The organism is Bacillus stratosphericus (genome assembly GCF_020524495.1).
Classification (GTDB): Bacteria; Bacillota; Bacilli; order Bacillales; family Bacillaceae; genus Bacillus; species Bacillus stratosphericus_B.
On record NZ_JAIVLB010000001.1, the window covers coordinates 66,818 to 89,311 of the forward strand.

A 22,494-nucleotide genomic window follows, 5' to 3' on the forward strand; every position below is an offset into this window, starting at 1 on the left:
TACATTATAATTTCTTCTGCAATTCATATAGCTTTGTCATGGCTTCAAGCGGTGTCATATCCATTAAGTTGAATGACTTCAATTCTTCAATCACCGCTTGATCTTTATTTTTGAGAACAGCATTGGTTTGCGGTTTTTCTTCCACTTCAAAGAAAGAAAGTTGCTGTTTCTCCTCGGTCTTTTCTGCTTTTGGAGATGCCGATACCTGCGAAATAACTTCATGTGATCCACTCTCAAGTTCCGTTAATATGGTCTGGGCTCTATCGATGATCGCATGAGGCAAATCAGCAAGCTGCGCTACATGAATGCCATAGCTTTTGTCAGCTGCACCTTCTTTGATTTGATGTAAGAAAACGACCGTCCCCTCATGCTCTTCAGCTCGTACATGGACATTCCTCAGCTCGCTTAATTGGGATTCGAGTACAGTGAGCTCATGGTAATGTGTGGAGAAAAGGGTTTTGGCACCAATATGATTGTGAACAAACTCAATGATCGCCTGTGCAAGAGCCATCCCATCATAGGTGCTTGTCCCGCGCCCAATTTCATCAAATAAAATCAAGCTGTTTTTCGTTGCATGCACCATTGCATTTTTTGCTTCGAGCATCTCTACCATAAAAGTACTTTGACCAGAAATCAAATCATCTGCCGCACCAATACGTGTAAAGATTTGATCAAATATCGGAAGGGTCGCCTTTGATGCCGGCACAAAACAGCCAATTTGCGCAAGAATCGAGATAAGTGCCATTTGTCTCATATAAGTGCTTTTCCCTGACATATTCGGTCCAGTAATGAGTAAGGTTTGTCTCCCTTTTCCCATATGGCAGTCATTCGGCACATACTCCTGATGATCCATCACTTTTTCAACGACAGGGTGACGGCCATCAATGACATCTACCGCATCCTCTGAAAATCCTGGACGGACATACCGGCGCTTTTCACTGACAGTGGCAAAGCATTGCATCGCATCTAGCTCACTCATTTGCTTTGCAAGCATTTGTAATCTAGGAATGTATGCTTTCACTTGTTCCCTGAGTGCGGTAAATAGTTCATATTCCAATTCGCTAATATTTGATTCTGCCTCAAGAATAAGGGCTTCTTTTTCTTTCAATTCAGGTGTAATATACCGCTCTGCATTGGCAAGGGTTTGTTTTCTTTCATAACGGCCTTCTTCCAATAGATGCGTATTCGCCCGTGTCACTTCGATATAATAACCAAATACTTTGTTAAACCCGACCTTTAGAGAACGAATGCCTGTATATTCTCTTTCTTGCTGTTCAAGCCGCACAATCCAGTCCTTGCCGTTTCGACTGGCATCACGATATTCATCTAATTTTGCATTGTAACCATCTTTAATCAAATTGCCTTCTTTTAACGTCATCGGCGGATTCTCATAAAGCGCATCTTCTAATAAATCAAGCAAGTCGCCGCAAGGATCCATATCATTTGCTCTAGACTTCGCCATTTCCTCTGGCAAGGAATGAACGAGCTCTTTAATAGCCGGTACTTGCTTTAGGGATTCCTTCAGTTGAATGAGATCGCGGGCATTCACATTTCCAAATGCCACACGGCCCGCTAGACGCTCAAGATCATATACTTGCTTTAGTCGTTCACGCAGATCCTCTCGATCAAAGAAATGATCCATGAGGATTTGGACCATTTCCTGACGTTCCTTAATTTGCGGAAGGCGAATGAGCGGTCGATCAATCCATTGCTTGAGCAGTCTTCCGCCCATCGCTGTTTTTGTTTCATCTAGCAGCCATAATAAAGAACCCTTCTTGCTTTTTGAACGGATGGTTTCTGTTAATTCAAGATTTCGCTTTGAGTACAGATCAATTTTCATGGTTTGTTCAAGCTCAAACACTTGTACTTGCTGAAGATGATCAAGACTTCTTTTTTGCGTTCTTCTTATGTAAGCATATAGTGTTAAAAATGCTGACCGTAAATTATGATCAAGGTGGGAAACAAGCGACTTTGGTTCATCTATTAATTCTTCGCTATCTTCGTAAGAAATTGTAGCATGACAGCGCTCTTTAAGGATCTTCACTGTTTCTCCATTCAACTCTTTTGAAACCACAATTTCTTTTGCACCGACAGAGTAAATTTCAGACACGACCTCATCTAATCGTTCGATGAAAGCAGCCATGTTTTCCCCTGTTGATAAATCGGACAGCACAAGGCCATACCCATTGTGAAAACTGGAAACAGATGCAATGAAGTTGTTCTCGTTTTCACTAAGCCCTTTGACGTCCATCACCGTACCTGGTGTAATCAGTTGAACGACCTCTCTTTTGACCACACCTTTTGCGGTTTTAGGGTCTTCCACCTGCTCACAAATGGCGACTTTGTAGCCCTTTGAAATCAACTGTTCTATGTATGCAGAAGCAGAATGATAAGGAACGCCGCACATTGGGATCGTCCCGCCATCTCTGCTTGTTAAAGTAATTTCTAGTTCTTGTGCCGCTTTTTTTGCATCATCAAAAAACATCTCATAAAAATCGCCTAATCGAAAAAATAAAAAGGCATCTTGATAATCTGCCTTGATCTTTAAATATTGCTGTATCATGGGCGTATAACTTGCCATATTTCTAATCCCTCACTATATTACTTTTGAATTCATACCAACTTATATTATAGCATAAAAAACAGCCTGTTTTCGCCTAGATCAAGACACAAAAAAACTAGGGGAATATGCGCCCTAGTCATCAATTACTCTTCTGGATCACCTGCTAGGAATTCTGGATGAATATCCTCTAGTTCTTCATCCACTTCCTCTTCCCATTCATGATCATCTTTTTCTTTCCAGCTTGAATTGACCTCTACGACAACTTTTGTTTCTCCTACCACTTCAGCAATAAATTCCCGCTCTGCCTGAACGACAATTTTATTGCCATTTGGAGAAATTGTCACTTCTAAGCAATTGGGCTGCTGCAATACTTTCGCAATCACTTCATGTTCATCATCTAGGAAATTTTTATCTTTATATCTCAGTTTGATGATGTCTACATATTTTACACGTTCTGTGACCACTTCTGTTTTCGTGTTGTCAGCGTAAGAGTACCACACGTTAATATCAAACGTTCCTTCAATCTCAACAGTTTTTCCGACCTTTTCAGCATCATACTTATGATTAATGATCCAACCACCTAAGATACTGGTTGGTTTTTGCGATGGAGAAATGGTGTGTGTGCTTTGGGTGAATTTCCTCCCTTTTGCAACCACCGCTTTTGTAATAATCTCTCTGTATTCAGACATTCCGGCATGCCTCCTTGTTCTTGATCGTTTTATCTTATGCTGGGCATTCGTCTAGTGTGTCACGATTTTAAGCTTCATGTTCAATTAAATTCATTTCTGTTTCAGTGTATGCATGATCGCCCATAAACTTGCCTTGAAAATTGGAAAAGTTGGAGAGTGGTAGAATGAGGGGTGATTGAGTTGAAGATATGGTAATTCGATTTTCAAAAATATATATCATAGGTAACAAAAAACCCCGCATCTGCGGGGTTTTGGGGTTTTCTCATTTAATGGAGCAACTTGGTGATGAGTTTTCCACTTTTGAACCTGTTTCTCCTAATAAGAGGTCACCGCCGGTTGAAAGAATGATTTCATCCGTTACTTGATTAGAAATCGTGTGCGCTACGAGTTGGAGTAATGAGTTAACTTCCATTTGTGATTCTTTGAATTCTTGAATCACCGGGATGTCATCCAGTTCTTCTTGCAGTGCATCGATTTTTTCTTCGACTTGCTTCAAGGCTTCATGTTTGCCGTAATGCTTTAAATTTACAGCTTGCTTTTGAAGTGCCTTAATTTGATTAATGATCGTCGAAATTTTTGTATTTTCATTGATTTGCGCTTCTGCTTTCTTGAAGAAATCAACTTCTTCTGTTTCAGAAATCATTTTAGCGAGCTCTCTTGCACGCTCGACAATCTCTTTTTTTGAATAAAGCGTCATTTTAATTCACCTCGATAGCTTCTCCAACCATTTCTCCGTCAAGAGACCAAGTTTTCGCTTGTGTGATTTTCACTTTGACGATGTTGCCAATCGCTTCTTTTGGTGCTTTAAAATTCACAAGCTTGCTTTTACTTGTATATCCGGCTAGGATCTCAGGGTTGTTTTTACTCTCACCCTCTACTAATACTTCGACAGCCTGCCCTTCATATTCCTTCATTTTCTTCGCAGAAATTTCATTCACGAGTGCGTTGAGGCGCTGCAATCGTTCTTTTTTCACATGCATCGGCACATTATCTTTCATTTTTGCTGCTGGTGTTCCTTCCCTTGGAGAATAAATGAACGTATAAGCCGCATCAAACTCAACCTCACGATAAAGGGAAAGTGTTTCTTCAAACTGCTCATCTGTTTCATTTGGGAACCCAACAATAATGTCCGTTGTCAAGGAAGCATTTGGCATTGCTTTTTTGATTTTGCGCACAAGATTAAGATAACGCTCACGGTCATATTTTCTCGCCATCAGTTTCAGCACAGAAGAACTCCCTGATTGAACTGGCAAGTGAATATGATCGAGCAGGTTGCCGCCCTTGGCAAGGACATCAATTAAGTGGTCATCAAAGTCACGTGGATGACTTGTTGTAAAGCGGATACGCGGAATATCAATTTTACGCAGCTCATCCATAAGATGGCCAAGACCATATTCCATGTCCTCAAAATCTTTACCATACGCATTCACGTTTTGACCAAGAAGCGTAATTTCCTTATATCCCTCTGCCGCTAAACGTCTTACCTCTTGAATAATTTCGTCTGGTCGGCGGCTTCTTTCCTTACCACGCGTGTAAGGAACGATACAATATGTACAGAACTTATCACAGCCGTACATAATGTTCACCCAGCCTTTGATTTTGCCTTGACGGGCTCTTGGAAGGTTTTCAATGACATCCCCTTCCTTCGACCAAACCTCGATGACCATTTCTTTTGAAAGGTAACATTCAGATAAAAGCTCTGGTAGACGATGAATATTGTGCGTACCAAAAATCAGGTCAACAAATGGATGTTTTTTTAAAATACGGTTGACGACGGATTCTTCTTGTGACATACATCCGCAGACACCTAAGATCAAATCTGGCTTTTCGCGCTTTAATGCTTTTAAATGTCCAAGCTCTCCAAACACTTTATTTTCAGCATTCTCACGAATGGCACAAGTGTTTAATAGGATGACATTCGCATCTTCGGTCGAGTTTGTCGGTTCATAACCAAGCGCCATAAAAATACCTGCCATCACTTCTGTATCATGCTCATTCATTTGGCAGCCATATGTGCGGATATAAAACTTGCGGCCGTTCCCTAACCCTTTAAACCGCTCGTCAATTTGAAATTGATTGTATTCTACTTCTTCTTTACCCCTTTTTTTTGCATCTTTTAATGATGGCGGAATGTAAACAGCCTCAAAATATTGACTGTAGTCCTTCTCGGATTTTTTGTCCGATGAACTTACTTGTCCGCTCACTTTTCTCTTCTTTTCATTCATGAATTTGTACTCCTTTCAAACCAAGCTCCACCCTACAGTATAGACTATTTTGTTATAAATTGAAAATAAATTCATATGTGATATCACTTTTCAATCCACCCGAATTCTACATGAATATTGAGTAGGTTTTAGAAGTAGGTTGTCTTTTCCAAAAGGGTTTTGTATTTCTTTAACAATCTTCATATTTTGTGTACCGACACTTTCAACTAAAGAAATCACATACGCTTCTTTTTCCTCTTCTGCTACCATTCTTTCTTGATCGGACAAGAAAAATTGAAAGTCTTGACGAGTGAGTTTAGACCCTTTTACTTCTATTAGCTTTTCTTTTCCATCAGGATAATAAGATTTGATATCAAATCCGTGGCCATCTTCTGTTTCAGCCACCCAATTGACATCTTGCGCCAATTGTTCCTGACCAGCTGCTAATAATCGCTCTACTTCCATGTCATAAACAAATTTCTCTGCTATCCTGCCTGTCTCCTCATTTTGCTTTGCTCTTTCTTCTCTTAATTGTTTATAAATGTCTCTATGAATAATTCTTTTAAATTTTTTCCGATGTTCCTCTTTTGGTGTAAAATCCTGCTCCAAATATACTTCATAAATAAAATCATAAAAAAAATCGTTTAAAGAAATGATATCCTGTATGAAACGATGATGGTCAAATTTAAAAATATTATACTTTTTATAGACTAATGAACTTGCTACATATTTTCTAGGTCTTACTGATTTGCCCAAATAAAAATCACCTATTTGAAAGTCCTTTAATCTTTTATTACCTTTCAATTCTGGCTTCAATCGTGTTCTCCAAATATCTGCCTCTTCCTTAATTTCAGATAAAGATAAATTTTCAGTTCCAGTTTCAATTGTTAAATAAAAATCTTCGCCGTTCTCAGCAAATAAAATAACAAGATAGATTCCTTTTTGTGTAGATGTTTTTTTGGAAGTAGAATTCGTCGTCAATCGGTTGTCTAAAAATGCAATCCAAAAGCATTCTGCAACCCGTCCATTTCCTGTAGATGCTTTAATATCTATTTTATTTATATTTCTCATATGAAGTTTTTCCAACTCTAGCCGAATTTTATTTGGTAATTCTTTGTTAAATAAGTTGTGAAAAGGGTGACTTTTATCTGTTCTTGTGTTGTTCTTATAATCTAGAAATTGCTCATAAAAATTATCGGTATTGAATAACATTTGTTTCATCACTTACCTCAACATATCTTTTTTAAATATATTATACATAAAAAACAGTAGATTTGATGAATTATGGAAAGAATAGTACAAAAGAAAAAGAGAGCCCTCGCTCTCTCAATCAAGTATGTTCAGGTTTTTCGCTTCTTCTTCGATGATCGTCAGTGCACGGTCTAGTTCTTCTTTTGTATGCTCTGCTGTGATGATGGCTCTTATTCTCGCTTTTCCTTTCGCCACAGTTGGGAAGGCAATGCCCTGAGCAAAGACACCTCGCTCTATTAATGCCTTTGAAAAACGGAAAGTCAGTGCCTCGTCCCCAATCATCATTGGAATAATAGGTGTTTCTGTTGGCGCAACCTGAAATCCAAGACCTGTGACCTTTTCTTTAAAATAGGCAGCGTTTTCCCAAAGTGTATCAATTCGCTCTGGCTCGTCTAACAACACTTCAATGGCTTCTTCACACGCTCTTGTCACAGCCGGTGGATGTGAGGTACTGAATAAAAACGGTCTTGCTTTATGCTTTAAGTAGTCGATTAAAACCGCAGAACCAGCCACGTATCCGCCAAGCACACCGACAGCCTTGCTAAGTGTCCCAACCTGAATGTGCACTCTACCGTCAAGTTTAAAATGGTTGACCGTCCCGCGCCCATTTTCGCCAAGTACACCTGACGCATGTGCATCGTCAACCATCACAAATGCATCATATGCTTCTGCTAGCCTTACAATTTCAGGAAGGGGCGCAATATCTCCATCCATCGAGAACACGCCATCTGTCACGATAAGACGCACGCGGTAATTCATGGATTTTTTTAGAATTCTCTCAAGCTCTTCCATATTAGAATGGGCATATACTTTTTTATCTGCCTTTGTTAATCGAATGCCATCGATGATCGAGGCATGATTGAGCTCATCTGAAATGACAATATCATCTTTTGTGAGGATACTTGATAAGACCCCTTGGTTGGTCGTAAAGCCTGATTGGAACACAAGGGCTGCCTCTGTTTTTTTAAATGCAGCGAGCTTTTTTTCAAGCCGTTCATGCATCGTCATGGTTCCAGCGATGGTTCGTACGGATCCCGTCCCAGCCCCGAATTCATCAATCGCCTCTTTTGCCGCTTTCATCAGCCTTGGATGTGAGGTTAGGCCTAAATAGTTATTTGAGGAGAGTTGTATCACGAATTGTTCATTTAACGTGACGGTGGATGATTGTTTTGAGTCGATCTCTTTTAACGTTTGGTGGATACCTTGCTGCTTCATTGATTCTAATTCATCTTGTAAATACGTAAATTCTTTCATCATTTCTTCCCCCTTTGATATGTTGGCATCATAAGTACGACCTTTCCACATGTACCATTTCTCATGAGTTCAAATCCCTTTGTGAAATCTGCAAATGGCAGCGTATGGGTAACAACCGGCTGTACATCAATTGTATTCGTTCTTAAAAGCTCAGATACTTGACGCCACGTTTCAAACATTTTTCTCCCCGTTATCCCTTGAACGGTTAATCCCCTAAAAACAATTTGATTCGTAATGTCAATGGTCACTGGTCGCTCTGGCAAACTTAGTATATTGACTTTCCCTCCATTTGCACAAGCTTCGAGTGATTGATTAATGGCGGCAGGGTGTCCTGACATCTCACACATGACGTCTGCCCCTACCATTCTCGTGAGCTGTTTAATCATCGCGACAGGATCATCTTTTCCGATATCCACGATATGGTCTGCACCCATTTTCCGGGCAAGCTCAAGCCTGTATTCGTTTTTATCAACAGCAAATACTTGAACAGCCCCGGAGGCTTTCGCGACTGCGATCGCCATTAAACCGATTGGCCCGCAGCCAAAAATCGCCACTGACTTTCCTGAAACAGGTGTGTGCAGAACTGTATGAACAGCATTTCCAAGCGGCTCTTGAATGGATGCAAGCTCTACTGGCATTTGAGCTGGGTTATGCCACACATTTTGTTCAGGTACTTTGACATATTCAGCAAAGCATCCATCAATGTCTACCCCTAAAATTTTCGTTTCACTGCACAAATGCTGCTGCCCTGTTAAACACATATAGCACTGATTACATACAATATGCGTCTCAGCCGATACAAAATCCCCTACTTTTGCACGTGAAACTTGTTTACCAACTTTGACAACTTCCCCTGTAAATTCATGTCCAAAAATGTACGGTGCTTTGACTCTTCCCTTTGCCCAATCATCCCAATTATAAATATGCACATCTGTTCCACATATCGATGTGGCTTTCACCTGAATGAGCACTTCATGATCATCGATTTCTGGAATCGGCATTTCCATCAGTAGCGCTCCGTAAGCGCTTTCTTTTTTTACAATTGCTTTCATCGTTCCACACATGACGTACAACCCCTTTGTAAAAAAACTTCTCCCAATCAGATTTTACCACGTGTCATTTTAACCGTAAATACCTATGTCCACTTGAAAAAGACAAATGAACACTCCAGATAATTTTTTTGAATATTTTTCTAAAAAAAAGCAAATCTCCGAATAGAAGGAGATTTGCTTTGGGTCTCAGCATTTTTTTGAAACGACCACATATAGAGCCGGCACAATAAGAAGTGTCAGAATTGTTGAGAAAAAGACACCCGATACAATACAGATCGCCAGCGGTTTAAAAAGTGGATCATTACTTAATGCAACAGGCATAAGGGCAACCATGGCCGTAAATGCCGTTAACAAGATCGGTCTAATTCTTGCTCTTCCCGCTTCAATCACGGCTGTACGTTGATCGAGTCCTAGCTTGCGCCGCTGCTCAATAAATTCGAACAAGACAACCGCATTACGGACCACGATACCAGCTAATGAGACAATTCCCATGGTTGCCATGAAGCTGAACGGTGTTTGTGTGACAAACAGTCCAATAACGGCACCAGAAATCGCCAAGTAAACGGTTCCTAGTACTAAAAGCGGCAACATCAGTGAATTAAATTGGAAAGCGATGGTCACATATATAAGAAGCAATACAAATCCAAATAAGAGACTAATTTCAATGAAGAATTGTGTCTGGTCTTCATTTTCTCCACCTTGAGAAATGGTCAGATCCTTTGCATCATCACTTTTTATGACTTGACTTACGACCTCTTTCATATCGCCCTTAAACGTATCTGACGAACCAGGATACGCCTTTAACGTGATGGTCGGAATACCGTTTTCATGTGGAATACTCTCGTACTGCTCTGTTTCTTTTTCTTTCACATATCGGCTAAGTGGCTCTAGTGATGGCATACCGCCATCATTTGTATTCACAGGCACTTTGATTTCTTTTAACTTCAATCCATTTTGATGTTTGCTCATATCCTGCTTGACCACTAGGTCGATGTCACCTGTTCCTTTGTTTAAAGGTACCTAATGGAATTCCTTCTGTTACAAGACCAAGCTGTCTGCTTACAAACTGAGTACTGAGTCCATCCTCTGCCATCCGATCACGGTTTAATTCGTATGAGATGGTTTTGACTGGCTGGTTGACATCGTCGGTGATCAGGCTTGCTCCGTTTTCTTTCATTTCTTTTGTCAGCTTTTCTTTGACATCAACTAGCTTTGAAAATGGTTCTCCCGCAACGGTAACGGTCACAGGGGCTCCAGTTGGCGGCCCTTGAACAATGGTTTTCATAAAGATATCAGCATCTTTGAATTTCTCTCGTAAAGGCTCTGTCATACGATCGATCAGTCCTTTACTTGTCATCTGATCATTGTCCACTCTGACCACAACCTGCCCCGTATGGTCACTTGCGTTTGAGATGCTATCATTAAACAAGTTCGGCACACCACCCCCTGCAAAAATAGCCGTCTCTTCAATTCCTTTTTGCTGTTTAATCTCTTGTTCTATTTTTTCTAGTGTTTCATTTGTTTTGTCTAATGTCGTTTCACTTGGAAATGTGACAGTGACGACAACCTCTTTCTTATTCGCCGCAGGGAAAAATTCAAATGGTGTGACGAAGATGAGTAAAAAGGCAAGTGTTGCAACGAGTAAACCGGTTAGTCCAATCAGAAGCGGACGCCTCACGATTTTTGTCAACACACGATCTGCATAAAAATTTGCTAATCTTTTTAATGGTTTACCTAAAAACCCTGGCTCCTTTTGTATCGTCTTGTTCTTTCTTTTTCGGTTCGCTGTATATTGATAAACTGGGACAAGTGTCAATGAAATGACCATAGACGCAAGCACAGTCGTCACAAGTACTGACGGTAATGCTCGAATAAATGAACCGTTCGCTCCAGATAGGAAAACAAGTGGTAAGAAGGCAAATACAACTGCAAGTGTTGATGTTAAAATGGACCCAGCGACCTCTTTTACCCCTGCCATCGTTCCTTTAAGCGGACTTTCGTATTTTTTCAGTTGCCTTAAAATATTATCGTTGACCACAATGGCATCATCCACAAGTATTCCTAATGCAATAATAAAGCCAATGATCGAAATTTGATTAAGGTCCACTTGTAAAAAGGGCAGCGGGATGGTCCCAATGGTGATCGATAATGGGATCGCTAGTGAAACGATAAACGCGCCGCCAATGGTTAGACCAAGTGTGGTGACGATGATCACAGCAATGACTGCAACGATGGCTTCTTTGATTAAATCGTTAAAAATAGCATCAACATCGCTTTTTTGTGAATAGTAGTCTACCCAATCCACACCATTTGGCAGCAGCTTCTCTTTTTCAATGACATCACTTACTTTGTCATACATTTTAGGAATATCAAGACCTGGTTTAATATTGACAGTAAACGAATAGGCTGGTTTACCGTTATATGAAACAATATCACTTTTCTCTTTTTCTATTTCTTTTAAGCTTCCCAGTTGACTAATTGCCACAGGCTCTCGATTCGTTTTTGAGAAAAGCTCAATCTTTTTCACTTGATCTAAGCGGTCATAGGCATCGATGGACAGTTTGACCTTCTCTCCATCTGCCTGTATGTCTCCTAGTGGAGATGTGTCAAATTCCTGAGTGATGGCGTTCGTGACATCGGTCACATTTAACCCTTCATCCTCCAGCTTACTTGAATCTAAGTTCAATATCGCTTGTTTGTCATTGAATCCTTTGATGACGACACCATCAACACCTTTGATGTCCTCTACTATTTCTTTTAATGCACGCAGCGATTCCTGACTTTTTGCTAAATCAGATGACTTACTCGACACAATCATGTAGGAACCAACCGGCACCTTACCAAACTCATCCTTTACATCTGGCTCCATCACACTGTCAGGAAAGGAAGATGCGGCGTTTGTGGTTTCATTCTTAATTTGACTTGCAACCTTTTGAAAATCTGCTTGATCATCAATTTCAATCACAATATTTGAAAAACCAATGGCAGAAACAGAGCTCATTTTCTCTACACCATTGATGTCAGAAATGGCCGATTCGAGCTTATTGGTGACATCACTTTCCACCTGTTTTGCATCAGCACCAGGAAAAACGGTGGAAATGGTGACGATATTCGCTTGGAATTCTGGCAGTTCTCGTTTAGGAAGCTGTGTAAATATATAGCTTCCGGCAATGAGAACGATAAAAAATAAAATAAAAACAAGCTTTCCTCTTTTTAAAAAAAATTCGAACATTGTTTCACCTACTTAATTATTCATTATAGATGAATTATTTTCAACTTAATCTTAATTTATCATCATGGTGAAAGAATGCAAGCTCTAATATGTGGTTTTTTATCTAATGTGCGAAGGAAATATGTTATATAAGAAATGTATATCGGTAAACAAAAACAACCTGCTTACATGATGTAAACAGGTTGAAAATAATAAAATTAGAATTATCGTGGCTCAACAATCAGTTTGATTGCCGTTCTTTCTTCTCCATCGATAAGAATGTCAGTAAAGGCTGGAATGCATATCAAATCCACTCCGCTTGGTGCAACAAACCCTCTAGCAATAGCGACAGCCTTGACCGCCTGATTCAGCGCTCCAGCACCTATCGCCTGTATTTCCGCTGCACCGCGTTCACGTAATACGCCGGCTAATGCTCCTGCTACTGAATTCGGATTTGACTTTGCTGAAACTTTTAATATTTCCATTTTTGCTCCCCCTTAAATTTACAATGGATAAGTGAGTGTTCATTAGAACAATCTTTGTTAGATGTTGCTATTTTTTTGAAAATCCATCCCCGAAATGTTTTTCAAAAATAGCAGGCTACCTACCATTTTTACTATATTCACTATAGAGGGTGCATATTCCTTCTTTCTGATTAATATTTTTCTGAAATAAATATGTAAACATTTATTCAAAGAAAATATGGTCATCATTTATCAAAATTCGATCAATTTTGACAGCTTTTTTCGACTGTTCGTCAATTTCTACGATTACTGCACTTAATGTCGTGCGTCCTTCCGCAATTTCAAACCGTACTGGAAGGCTCGTTTTGAATCGTTTAATGATGGTTTCTCGGTCAACACCTAAAATGCCATCATAAGGGCCGGTCATCCCAACATCTGAAATATACGCAGTTCCTTTTGGCAGCACGCGGTTATCTGCTGTTTGAACATGTGTATGCGTTCCAACGACACATGATGCACGACCATCCGTATACCAGCCCATTGCTTGCTTTTCACTTGTGGCTTCACCATGAAAATCAATAAAAATAAAAGGTGTATGTTTTGATGCTTCTGCGATTAGTTCATCGACTTTTTGAAATGGGCAGTCAATTGGCGGTAAAAATGTGCGTCCTTGTAAGTTGATGACAGCCAATTCTTTTCCTTGTTTTTTGATAAAGGTGAGTCCTTTTCCTGGAGTACCTTGCGGGAAGTTGGCTGGACGAACAATATTGGCTGCGTCATCAATGAAATCGAAAATATCTCTTTTATCCCATGTATGGTTCCCCATCGTGAGTACGTCAGCTCCTGCTTGCAAAAGCTCGTGATAGATTTTCTGATTGAGCCCTTTCCCGTGAGCAGCATTTTCTCCGTTTACAATTGTAAAGTGTGGCTGATATTTTTTCTTAAGCTTTGGCAAATATTCTTTTAGCGTATCTCTGCCAGGTGAACCGACAATATCTCCAACAAATAATATTTTCATTCGTTTTGAACCCTTTCTCTTATAAATTGATCTTCCTATCAGTGTTGCATATTTACATAAAAAAATAAAGCGGCGCTAAGCGCACCGCTCTATTTTGCATACTCTACTGCGCGAGTTTCTCGAATGACCGTCACCTTAATATGGCCAGGGTAATCGAGCTCGTCCTCAATTCGCTTACGAATATCCCTTGCTAGACGGTGAGCTTCAAGATCATTAATTGAATCTGGCTTCACCATAATACGTACTTCACGTCCAGCCTGTATCGCAAACGATTTTTCAACACCTTCATAAGATTCAGAGATATCTTCTAATTTCTCAAGTCTCCGAATGTAATTTTCAAGCGTCTCACTTCTTGCACCAGGGCGTGCTGCAGATAATGCATCAGCTGCCGCAACAAGAACAGCAATAATAGATGTCGGTTCTTGGTCACCGTGGTGAGATGCAATACTGTTGATGACAACAGGATGCTCTTTATATTTCGTCGCAAGCTCAACGCCAATTTCTACGTGGCTTCCTTCTACTTCGTGATCAATGGCTTTTCCAATGTCATGCAGAAGACCAGCTCGTTTTGCAAGCTTTGCATCTTCTCCAAGCTCTGAAGCCATGAGACCTGCAAGATGCGCAACCTCAATTGAATGCTTCAGGACATTTTGTCCATAACTTGTACGGAATTTTAAGCGACCGAGAATTTTGATGAGATCCGGATGCAGACCATGAACCCCGACTTCAAATGTCGTTTGTTCACCCATCTCTCGGATGTAGTCATCGACTTCACGGCGTGATTTTTCCACCATTTCTTCAATTCGTGCAGGATGAATGCGCCCATCCTGGACTAGCTTATCGAGAGCTATCCTCGCTGTTTCACGTCTAATCGGATCGAAGCCCGATAAAATTACAGCTTCAGGTGTATCATCAATGATCAGGTCAATACCTGTTAACGTTTCTAACGTACGGATATTTCGTCCTTCACGTCCGATAATACGACCTTTCATCTCATCATTTGGAAGATTGACTACAGATACCGTTGTTTCAGCGACATGATCAGCTGCGCAACGCTGTAACGCAAGTGAAAGAATGTTTTTCGCCTTTTTATCAGCCTCTTCTTTCGCTCGGTTTTCAGATTCTTTCGTCATGACTGCAATGTCGTGGGAAAGCTCATTTTCAACTTGATCCAGAATGATTTGTTTCGCTTCATCTCGAGTTAGGCTAGAAATGCGTTCCAACTCGGCTTTCTGCAAACGAATCATATCATCCACTTTGCTTTCCATCTCTTCAATATGTTGTTGTCGTTCATTCAGAGAATGATCTCTCTTCTCCAACACGGACTCCCGTTTATCTAAAGATTCGTCCTTTCGATCAAGATTTTCCTCTTTTTGAAGTAAACGGTTTTCTTGTCTTTGAAGCTCATTACGTCTTTCACGAACTTCTTGCTCCGCCTCTAACCGAAACGAATGAATTTCATCTTTCGCTTCCAAGAGCGCTTCTTTCTTCAATGCTTCCGCATCACGCTTTGCATCCTCAACAATTTGTTCGGCCATGTTTCTTGCACCGGATATTTTTGCTTCTGCAATGGTTTTTCGAACAAAGTAGCCAACAACTAAACAGATTAGGCTCAGCAAAATGGAGATGATCGTAAACATCGTAGGCGACATATTTTCACCTCCTCTTGCTATGAACTTGGTTTTACAAATAAAGTGTCGGCATGTACATTGTTTTGTGTCTCAACATACAGGGCCTTCACAGGGAATGAGATCCTCACTGCCCTTGTCAAGTTTAAATTAGTTATCAATCATGTTAAGAAAAACAAGTGATACATTCCCATTGTAATTGTGTCGGAAATACTTGTCAAGCTAGTCAGACTGAGGCGTAAGTTGTTATTTCAAGCAAAGACAGAACTTTTGACCCACTAGCTGTCATGTAATTGTAAAAAAAAGACGCTTTTAAGCGTCTTTTTAGTCATTAAACTCCAATTCTTCTTGTCCTTCTTCTTCGGTCTGTTTCACTCCGTTTGTATTCAAACCATAGTACTCCCTGATTTGTTCTTGAATCATGAGAAGGATATCCTTGTTTTCCTTTAAGAACTGTTTCGCGTTTTCGCGACCTTGTCCAAGACGTTCCTCCTGGTAAGAATACCAAGCACCACTTTTTTGCACGATGTCTAGTTCGCTTCCAAGGTCGATGATTTCTCCCTCTTTCGAGATCCCTTCACCGTACATGATGTCTACTTCCGCAATACGGAATGGCGGTGCGACTTTGTTTTTCACGACTTTAATTCTCGTTTTATTTCCCATAATGTCATTGCCTTGTTTCAGCTGTTCAGCACGGCGAACTTCTAAGCGAACAGACGAATAGAACTTCAGTGCACGTCCACCAGGCGTTGTTTCAGGGTTACCGAACATGACCCCTACTTTTTCACGAATTTGATTAATAAAGATGGCAATTGTTTTCGATTTGTTGATAGCACCTGATAGTTTACGTAGTGCTTGAGACATCAAACGTGCTTGAAGACCAACGTGTGAATCCCCCATGTCTCCTTCAATCTCTGCTTTTGGTACAAGCGCAGCAACTGAGTCAATGACAACAATATCAACTGCACCACTGCGGACAAGAGCTTCTGCAATTTCAAGTGCTTGTTCTCCTGTATCTGGTTGAGAAAGTAACAACTCATCAATGTTAACACCTAGCTTTTGAGCGTAAACTGGATCTAGCGCATGCTCTGCATCGATAAATGCAGCTTGTCCTCCCTGCTGCTGAACCTCAGCAATTGCATGAAGTGCCACTGTCGTTTTACCAGAACTCTCTGGACCATACACTTCAATAATACGACCGCGAGGATATCCACCTATTCCAAGCGCAGTATCAAGTGCTAACGAACCACTAGGTACTGTTGAAATATGTGTATCTGTTTGCTCTCCTAGTTTCATAATAGAGCCTTTACCAAACTGTTTTTCTATTTGTTTAAGAGCCATATCTAAGGCTGCTTGACGATCACTCATTCTATTGTTTCCTCCTTTATCAATTCCACTATCTATACTATACCTTGTTTCACGTCATTTGCCAAGAAAAAAACGAACACATATTCGATTTTTCTTGGCAAATCATTTTAAAAAAAGAGCTGTTTCTATTAGAAAAAACGCTCTTTTCTAAAGGAGTAAACTTAACAAAAAACAAAATTAACTCTCTTTTAATAATTTGAGCAGGTGATGCAAACCATATTTGACAGCCCGTTTTCGAATGCCTGATCGACTGCCTGTAAACATCCATTCATACACGTCTGTCTGATCTTTTGTGGCTAGCCCAATAAATACTTTTCCGACTAGCTGTTCTTCTTGGGTAGCAGGTCCTGCCACACCAGTAAAGCTAATACCGATATCACTTCCTGTCAGCTTTCGAACGCCTTCAGCGAGCTCTAAAGCGCACTCTTTGCTGACAGCACCATGAGAAGACAACGTTTCCTCGCGGCAGCCTAGCACCTGCTGCTTGACTTGATTTGTGTAACAAACCACACTTCCGTTAAAAATCGACGATGCCCCTTCGAGATCTGTCAACCATTCAGAAAACATTCCGCCAGTCAAGCTTTCAGATGCTGCCACTGTTTTCCCATGTTCGTGCAAGGCCTTGGAAGCTTCACGGACAAGAGAAGTATCACCATATCCGTAGAAGTATTCCCCTACCCGCTCTAGAATTTGTGCTTCTGTTTCTTTTAAAAGACGTTCAGTCTCCTGTTCAACCTCGTGCTTGGCCGTTAGCCTTAGCGATACTTCACCGTCTGCTGCAAGCGGTGCAATTGTCGGATTGGTCTGAGCATCAATTATATCTTCAAGATCTGTTTCAAGCTGTGATTCACCTATCCCGAAGAAACGTAGAACGACAGACACAATTTTTTCCTTCAAGCCAAGTTTCTCAGAAATCAGCGGCTTCAATTCATTTTCAAACATCGGGTGTAGTTCACTTGGCGGACCAGGAAGCAGAATATAAAACGTATCTTCTTCTTGAATAAACATACCTGGTGCCATTCCGAACCGGTTCACCAGCACATCAGATCCCTCTAAAACGAGTGCCTGCTTGCGGTTGTTCGGAGACATGTCACGTCCTGTCTTTTGAAAGTAGTCTTGAATCGATTCAAACGCTTCTTCATTTAGCACAAGCTCTTTGCCAAGCGTATTGGCAATGGTTTCTTTTGTTAAATCATCTTTTGTTGGTCCGAGACCGCCTGAGAATATAATAAAATTAGATCTTTCTTGCGCCACTTGAATAGCCTGCTTTAAACGCTCCGAATTGTCACCAACTGCTGTGTGGTAATAAACATTCACACCAATTTCAGCTAGCTGTTTGCTGATGAATTGTGCATTCGTATTCGTAATTTGCCCTAGCAATAGTTCGGAACCGACTGCAATAATTTCTGCTTTTCTCTCTGACTTCAAAGCGTACACGTCCTTTTTAGTTAGAATTCTTTAAGGCTTCCCAGTTTTTCGCAAAGTAATCCCAGCCTGAGACAACAGTGAAGAACACCGCGACCCACATCGCAAGATCACCGAACGGGAATGATACAAGTTCAAACGGTAGGTTATGCAAAAGAAGTGCTGAAATCGCAATGATTTGCGCCCACGTCTTCACTTTTCCAAGCATATTTGCCGCTACCACTTCACCGCCTCCGGCTAAGACAAGCCTTAGACCTGTTACAGCAAATTCACGGCTAATGATCACAATCGCCATCCATGCCGGTGTGAGGTTGTATTGAACAAGTATAATTAAAGCAGCTGAAACAAGCAATTTATCTGCAAGCGGATCTAAAAATTTACCGAAATTCGTCACTTGGTTGAGCTTACGTGCATAGTAACCATCAATCCAGTCGGTTGTGGAAGCCACAATAAACAAGATCGCTCCGACAAGGTGAGTGACTTCGATGCTGACGTCACCAAAGCGTGCAACACCCCAGTCTAAAGGGGCAAGCATAATAATCATAAACACAGGAATCAAGGCGATCCTAGAAAGAGTAATTTTATTCGGTAAGTTAAACATGAAATCCAATCCTCCAATAAAGCATTTATTTATGTATATAATAGTAGGAACAAAAGAAAAGTCATCTACTTGCTTAAGATGACTTTTCCTTTCCTTTATTCACAATCACAATGTTTTGTGTCATGGTGTTCTTTGGGTCTAATTCGTACTTAAGCGTCTCGTCATTGACCTTGATATCAATTCCAGTGGCATTCCCGAGACGGATATCGACTTGAGAAAGCTCAGACAGGTCTGTTTGAAACGATTCGCCATCTTTTAGTTCACCCATCTTCAGCACTTTTCCAGCTTCGTCTCTCACGCGCAGCCACGAAGCTTGTGTTGCAGAAATGGTTAACTCCATATCATCTGCACCTGACACCTCATACATTGTCGTGGACCCTTCTGTATTTGTCGCCTTCAAAGAAACAGCATCATCGTCTTTTGATGAATCGTCCTTTTTAGATGTTTTTTCTTTATCATCTGACGAAGCTTTTTCTTTTTTCTTTTGATCCTTTGCGAGTGATGAATCCTCAGACACTTCGTATTTTGATTCTGACTGCTGAGGAGCCGTCTGATTATTCTGCTGTCCGCTATCATGATTGACCGCTTGAACGATCACATAAATGATTGCGATCACCACAAGAATGCCTCCAATGACTAATATTGTTGGCATTAGCTCCAGCACCTTTGAGGCAGACTTTGGAAGCTCTCTTTGCGGCTTAATATTTGATAATTTATCAGAAACTTCATCATTATACGTGCTTGGTACATCTTTACGAAATTCTTGGAACAATTGTTCAGGATTCAGTCCAACGGCTTCGGCATATTGTTTAATAAACGCTCTGACGTAAAATTTACCTGGAATAATATCATAGTTTCCTTGTTCGATTGCTAGCAAATAGCGCTTTTGGATTTTGGTAGCCGTCTGAAGGTTCTCCAGCGACATCCCTTTTTCCTCTCTGGCCTCAATGAGCCGTTTTCCCAATTCAGTCAAAACAAACACCTACCATTACCATATTAAAAATCGAAGCCAGAAAAACCAGAATGATCAAACACTTGCGGTTCTTCAGCGTGGTCGTATGTAATTTCTTCATCTGAACTATTACGTAGTTCAATGATATAGTCGAAATCATCCATTGTATATTCTGAATTTTGAATAAAGATATCTGGATGCTCTACCACTTTTGTTGCAGGCAATCTCATAATTTCTCTTAAAAGCTGTAAGTGCTTCTCTGAACCTCTTCTTGTCGACACAATCCCATCAATAATAAAAACGTTATCTGGGCTATATTCATCAGCAATTAGCTGACTGCGAATGGTCTGTTTCAAAAGAGTAGATGAAACAAACAGCCATCTCTTACTTGCACATACACTAGAAGCAACAATTGATTCTGTCTTTCCAACACGTGGCATCCCGCGAATCCCAATCAATTTATGTCCTTCTTTTTTAAATAGTTCAGCCATAAAATCAACAAGAAGACCAAGCTCGTCCCTTTCAAAACGGAACGTCTTTTTGTCATCAGCATCTCTCTGTATATATCTTCCATGACGAACAGCTAAACGGTCACGAAGTTTTGGTTTTCTTAATTTTGTTACTTTTATCGTTTCCATTGTATTTAAAATTGATTCAAGTCGCTTAACTTGATCTGTGTGGTCACAACGTAGAAGCATTCCGCGTCTTGATACATCAACACCATTAATTGTCACAATATTAATTGAAAGCATCCCCATTAAAGAAGAAATGTCTCCTAAAAGTCCAGGACGGTTCACCTGTATCTCATATTCAAAATACCATTCGAGCTTGGCCAAATGATATGACCCCCTTCATTGTGGCAAACTTTTACCTTCCTTTATCATAAATCATTTTCACATTTTTAGAAAGCACAATGTTGCGAAACGGTTAAAATAAAAAGAGAGGCACAAACGACCCCTCTTTTTGTTTAGTGCGAGCTATTATTTTCAACTAGCTTGACCATCATATTTGCAATGGCACGCTGCTCATCCTCTGATGCAACGCTCCAAAGGTCAGCAAGTACTCTTTCCTGCTCGTTCTTTGCCGCAACTTCGTTAGCCAGATATCCACCAATTTCATATGCAAGGTTGTTGATTGTATCATCTGATAAACCTTTATCCTGCGCATGATTTAAACGGTCACCTAAAAAGTTTTTCCAATGGTCCCAGCTCTCAAGTACAGACATGTTCATTCCTCCATTCAAAAAGATGAATTACAGCCATAGCTTTTGTCATGGAGAGATGAATTATACACATTTTTAACAGTACCAGCCGCCATTTACGGATAAAATTTGCCCCGTCATATAACTTGACTGTTTTGATGCAAGAAACCAAATGACATCTGCAATCTCCTCTGGCGTTGCAAGACGGCCGAGCGGAATCTCTTCTTCCAGCATCGCCAAGTTTTCTTGTGTGAAGTTTTGCATCATATTAGTATGAACAGCACCAGGTGAGACAGCATTTGCTCTAATTCCACTTGGAGCAAGCTCCTTTGCGAGTCCTTTAATGAAGGCATTTTGCGCACCCTTGACCATGCTGTACAGCACTTCACACGATGCACCAGTTTCTCCCCATATCGAGCTAACCGCAATAATATGACCTGCCTTTTTTTGAATCATCCCAGGCAATATGGATTGGGTTAGCTCATATGGACTTGTGACATGCAGCTGCACCATACTGGCTAGAATTTCTTTTTTTGTATCTGTCACTAACCCGACATGACTCTTTCCACTATTTAAAACAAGAATATCTGGACATAACGGCAGACGGCTGACAAGCTCAGCTGCTCCGCTCGTTTTGGCTAAATCCGCTTGAACGACGTGCGTCTCTATTTCATATGTCTCTTCTAAATAAGTGGAGAGACGAATAGCTGCTTGTTCATTTTGGTGATAATGGAGTATCAGATGGCAGCCTTCTTGGGCAAGCTTTTTGGCTGCCGCCCGCCCAATTCCGCCACTGGCACCAGTAATCAGCGCCCAACGACTCATACATTGTTCCTACTTTCTATATGGAATACCTATTCTTTTCGTATAAATGGGAACCAGTTTGCTGATCCGATCAATTTGACCATAACAGGTACGAACAATGTTAGCACAACGAGCGCATACAGTAAAAGTCATGTCACGACAAGTGTTGCAATCTGTAAGAGCGGCAGCACACCTAAAGGCAGCATCGCTGCAAATGTCCCCGCCAAAATCATGGCACCCATATTCTTCATTGATTCGGCAGGTTCAAACTCTTTAGCTTGTCATTCACTTTTTCTTTAAACAGATGCTTTGATTTTGTTGGAGTCATATGTAACTTTTAGGTCCCGTGATGAATAATACTGCCGCTAGTACGATCCAAAGGATGGTGATAAGCCATCTACCCTTTCTGATTACTCTCATTAGAACTTTGTGCATCCTCTTCGATGATCACTTGATAAATCTTTTCATATGTTTGAATAAATGATTCCATTTCCTTTTCTTCTAGCTTTTCAAAATAAGATCGAACAAGATCCTGAAGCTGTTTTTCCACTTGGCTGACCACATCTTTCCCCTCTGGGGTTACGTACAGGTGAACATTTCTTCTATCGGCTTGATCGTGCTCACGGACAATATAGTTTTTCGTAAAAAGACGGTTCGTCATAGATGTTACAGCACTTTTATTGACATTACATACGCTGCTCCTTTTAGTTTAGATGTTTAACTAGTGCACAAAACAGTTGTCAATCAATATTTACACAAATAAAACGCTTTTTTCAATTGAACATCAAAAAGACAAACTCTTTTGATCA

17 protein-coding genes and 3 pseudogenes are annotated in these 22,494 nt (G+C 40.5%); all 20 read right to left on the reverse strand.

Annotated elements, in window-relative coordinates; all coding sequences use genetic code 11:
• Positions 1 to 4: 4 nt before the first annotated feature.
• Complete coding sequence (gene mutS / locus LC033_RS00425) at positions 5 to 2,581, reverse strand: DNA mismatch repair protein MutS (protein WP_226566337.1); 2,577 nt, start codon at positions 2,579 to 2,581, stop codon at positions 5 to 7.
• 125 nt (positions 2,582 to 2,706) lie between these two features.
• Positions 2,707 to 3,252, reverse strand: a complete 546-nt coding sequence (cotE, locus tag LC033_RS00430) for an outer spore coat protein CotE (protein WP_226566338.1) — start codon at positions 3,250 to 3,252, stop codon at positions 2,707 to 2,709.
• 262 nt (positions 3,253 to 3,514) lie between these two features.
• Complete coding sequence (gene ricA / locus LC033_RS00435; RefSeq protein WP_226566339.1) at positions 3,515 to 3,949, reverse strand: regulatory iron-sulfur-containing complex subunit RicA; 435 nt, start codon at positions 3,947 to 3,949, stop codon at positions 3,515 to 3,517.
• Position 3,950: 1 nt separating this feature from the next.
• Positions 3,951 to 5,477: a tRNA (N6-isopentenyl adenosine(37)-C2)-methylthiotransferase MiaB gene (gene miaB, locus LC033_RS00440; protein ID WP_226566340.1), complete on the reverse strand. Its 1,527-nt coding sequence runs from the start codon at positions 5,475 to 5,477 to the stop codon at positions 3,951 to 3,953.
• 90 nt (positions 5,478 to 5,567) lie between these two features.
• Positions 5,568 to 6,677 carry an MrcB family domain-containing protein gene (locus LC033_RS00445; RefSeq protein ID WP_226566341.1) on the reverse strand — a complete coding sequence of 370 codons (1,110 nt, stop codon included), beginning with the start codon at positions 6,675 to 6,677 and terminating at the stop codon, positions 5,568 to 5,570.
• A 105-nt stretch (positions 6,678 to 6,782) separates the two neighbouring features.
• Complete coding sequence (locus tag LC033_RS00450) at positions 6,783 to 7,964, reverse strand: glycine C-acetyltransferase (protein ID WP_226566342.1); 1,182 nt, start codon at positions 7,962 to 7,964, stop codon at positions 6,783 to 6,785.
• Positions 7,961 to 9,025 carry an L-threonine 3-dehydrogenase gene (gene tdh, locus LC033_RS00455; protein WP_226566343.1) on the reverse strand — a complete coding sequence of 355 codons (1,065 nt, stop codon included), beginning with the start codon at positions 9,023 to 9,025 and terminating at the stop codon, positions 7,961 to 7,963. Before tdh ends, LC033_RS00450 begins: the two co-directional genes overlap by 4 nt.
• 174 nt (positions 9,026 to 9,199) lie before the next feature.
• Positions 9,200 to 12,245: pseudogene (locus LC033_RS00460) on the reverse strand (efflux RND transporter permease subunit).
• Between the two features lie 203 nt (positions 12,246 to 12,448).
• Complete coding sequence (spoVS, locus tag LC033_RS00465) at positions 12,449 to 12,709, reverse strand: stage V sporulation protein SpoVS (protein ID WP_003211281.1); 261 nt, start codon at positions 12,707 to 12,709, stop codon at positions 12,449 to 12,451.
• A 202-nt stretch (positions 12,710 to 12,911) separates the two neighbouring features.
• Complete coding sequence (gene ymdB, locus LC033_RS00470) at positions 12,912 to 13,706, reverse strand: 2',3'-cyclic-nucleotide 2'-phosphodiesterase (RefSeq protein WP_226566344.1); 795 nt, start codon at positions 13,704 to 13,706, stop codon at positions 12,912 to 12,914.
• A gap of 89 nt (positions 13,707 to 13,795) precedes the next feature.
• Positions 13,796 to 15,358 carry a ribonuclease Y gene (gene rny, locus LC033_RS00475; RefSeq protein ID WP_226566345.1) on the reverse strand — a complete coding sequence of 521 codons (1,563 nt, stop codon included), beginning with the start codon at positions 15,356 to 15,358 and terminating at the stop codon, positions 13,796 to 13,798.
• Between the two features lie 300 nt (positions 15,359 to 15,658).
• The gene (gene recA / locus LC033_RS00480) at positions 15,659 to 16,702 is read right to left on the reverse strand and encodes a recombinase RecA (RefSeq protein ID WP_226566346.1); all 1,044 of its coding nucleotides are present in this window, start codon (positions 16,700 to 16,702) and stop codon (positions 15,659 to 15,661) included.
• Between the two features lie 177 nt (positions 16,703 to 16,879).
• Positions 16,880 to 18,130 carry a competence/damage-inducible protein A gene (locus LC033_RS00485; RefSeq protein WP_226566347.1) on the reverse strand — a complete coding sequence of 417 codons (1,251 nt, stop codon included), beginning with the start codon at positions 18,128 to 18,130 and terminating at the stop codon, positions 16,880 to 16,882.
• A gap of 16 nt (positions 18,131 to 18,146) precedes the next feature.
• Positions 18,147 to 18,728 carry a CDP-diacylglycerol--glycerol-3-phosphate 3-phosphatidyltransferase gene (pgsA, locus tag LC033_RS00490; RefSeq protein ID WP_226566348.1) on the reverse strand — a complete coding sequence of 194 codons (582 nt, stop codon included), beginning with the start codon at positions 18,726 to 18,728 and terminating at the stop codon, positions 18,147 to 18,149.
• 73 nt (positions 18,729 to 18,801) lie between these two features.
• Positions 18,802 to 19,701 carry a helix-turn-helix domain-containing protein gene (locus tag LC033_RS00495; RefSeq protein WP_226566349.1) on the reverse strand — a complete coding sequence of 300 codons (900 nt, stop codon included), beginning with the start codon at positions 19,699 to 19,701 and terminating at the stop codon, positions 18,802 to 18,804.
• Positions 19,702 to 19,724: 23 nt separating this feature from the next.
• Positions 19,725 to 20,516, reverse strand: a complete 792-nt coding sequence (locus tag LC033_RS00500) for a DUF3388 domain-containing protein (RefSeq protein WP_226566350.1) — start codon at positions 20,514 to 20,516, stop codon at positions 19,725 to 19,727.
• A gap of 131 nt (positions 20,517 to 20,647) precedes the next feature.
• Positions 20,648 to 20,905 (reverse strand): DUF3243 domain-containing protein, encoded by a 258-nt coding sequence (locus LC033_RS00505; RefSeq protein ID WP_226566351.1) that lies wholly within the window; start codon positions 20,903 to 20,905, stop codon positions 20,648 to 20,650.
• Positions 20,906 to 20,977: 72 nt separating this feature from the next.
• Positions 20,978 to 21,706 (reverse strand): elongation factor P 5-aminopentanone reductase, encoded by a 729-nt coding sequence (gene ymfI / locus LC033_RS00510; RefSeq protein ID WP_226566352.1) that lies wholly within the window; start codon positions 21,704 to 21,706, stop codon positions 20,978 to 20,980.
• A 29-nt stretch (positions 21,707 to 21,735) separates the two neighbouring features.
• A pseudogene (locus LC033_RS00515) lies at positions 21,736 to 21,942 on the reverse strand (hypothetical protein); the annotation flags it as partial.
• A 140-nt stretch (positions 21,943 to 22,082) separates the two neighbouring features.
• Positions 22,083 to 22,364: pseudogene (locus tag LC033_RS00520) on the reverse strand (MarR family winged helix-turn-helix transcriptional regulator); the annotation flags it as partial.
• Between the last annotated feature and the right edge of the window lie 130 nt (positions 22,365 to 22,494).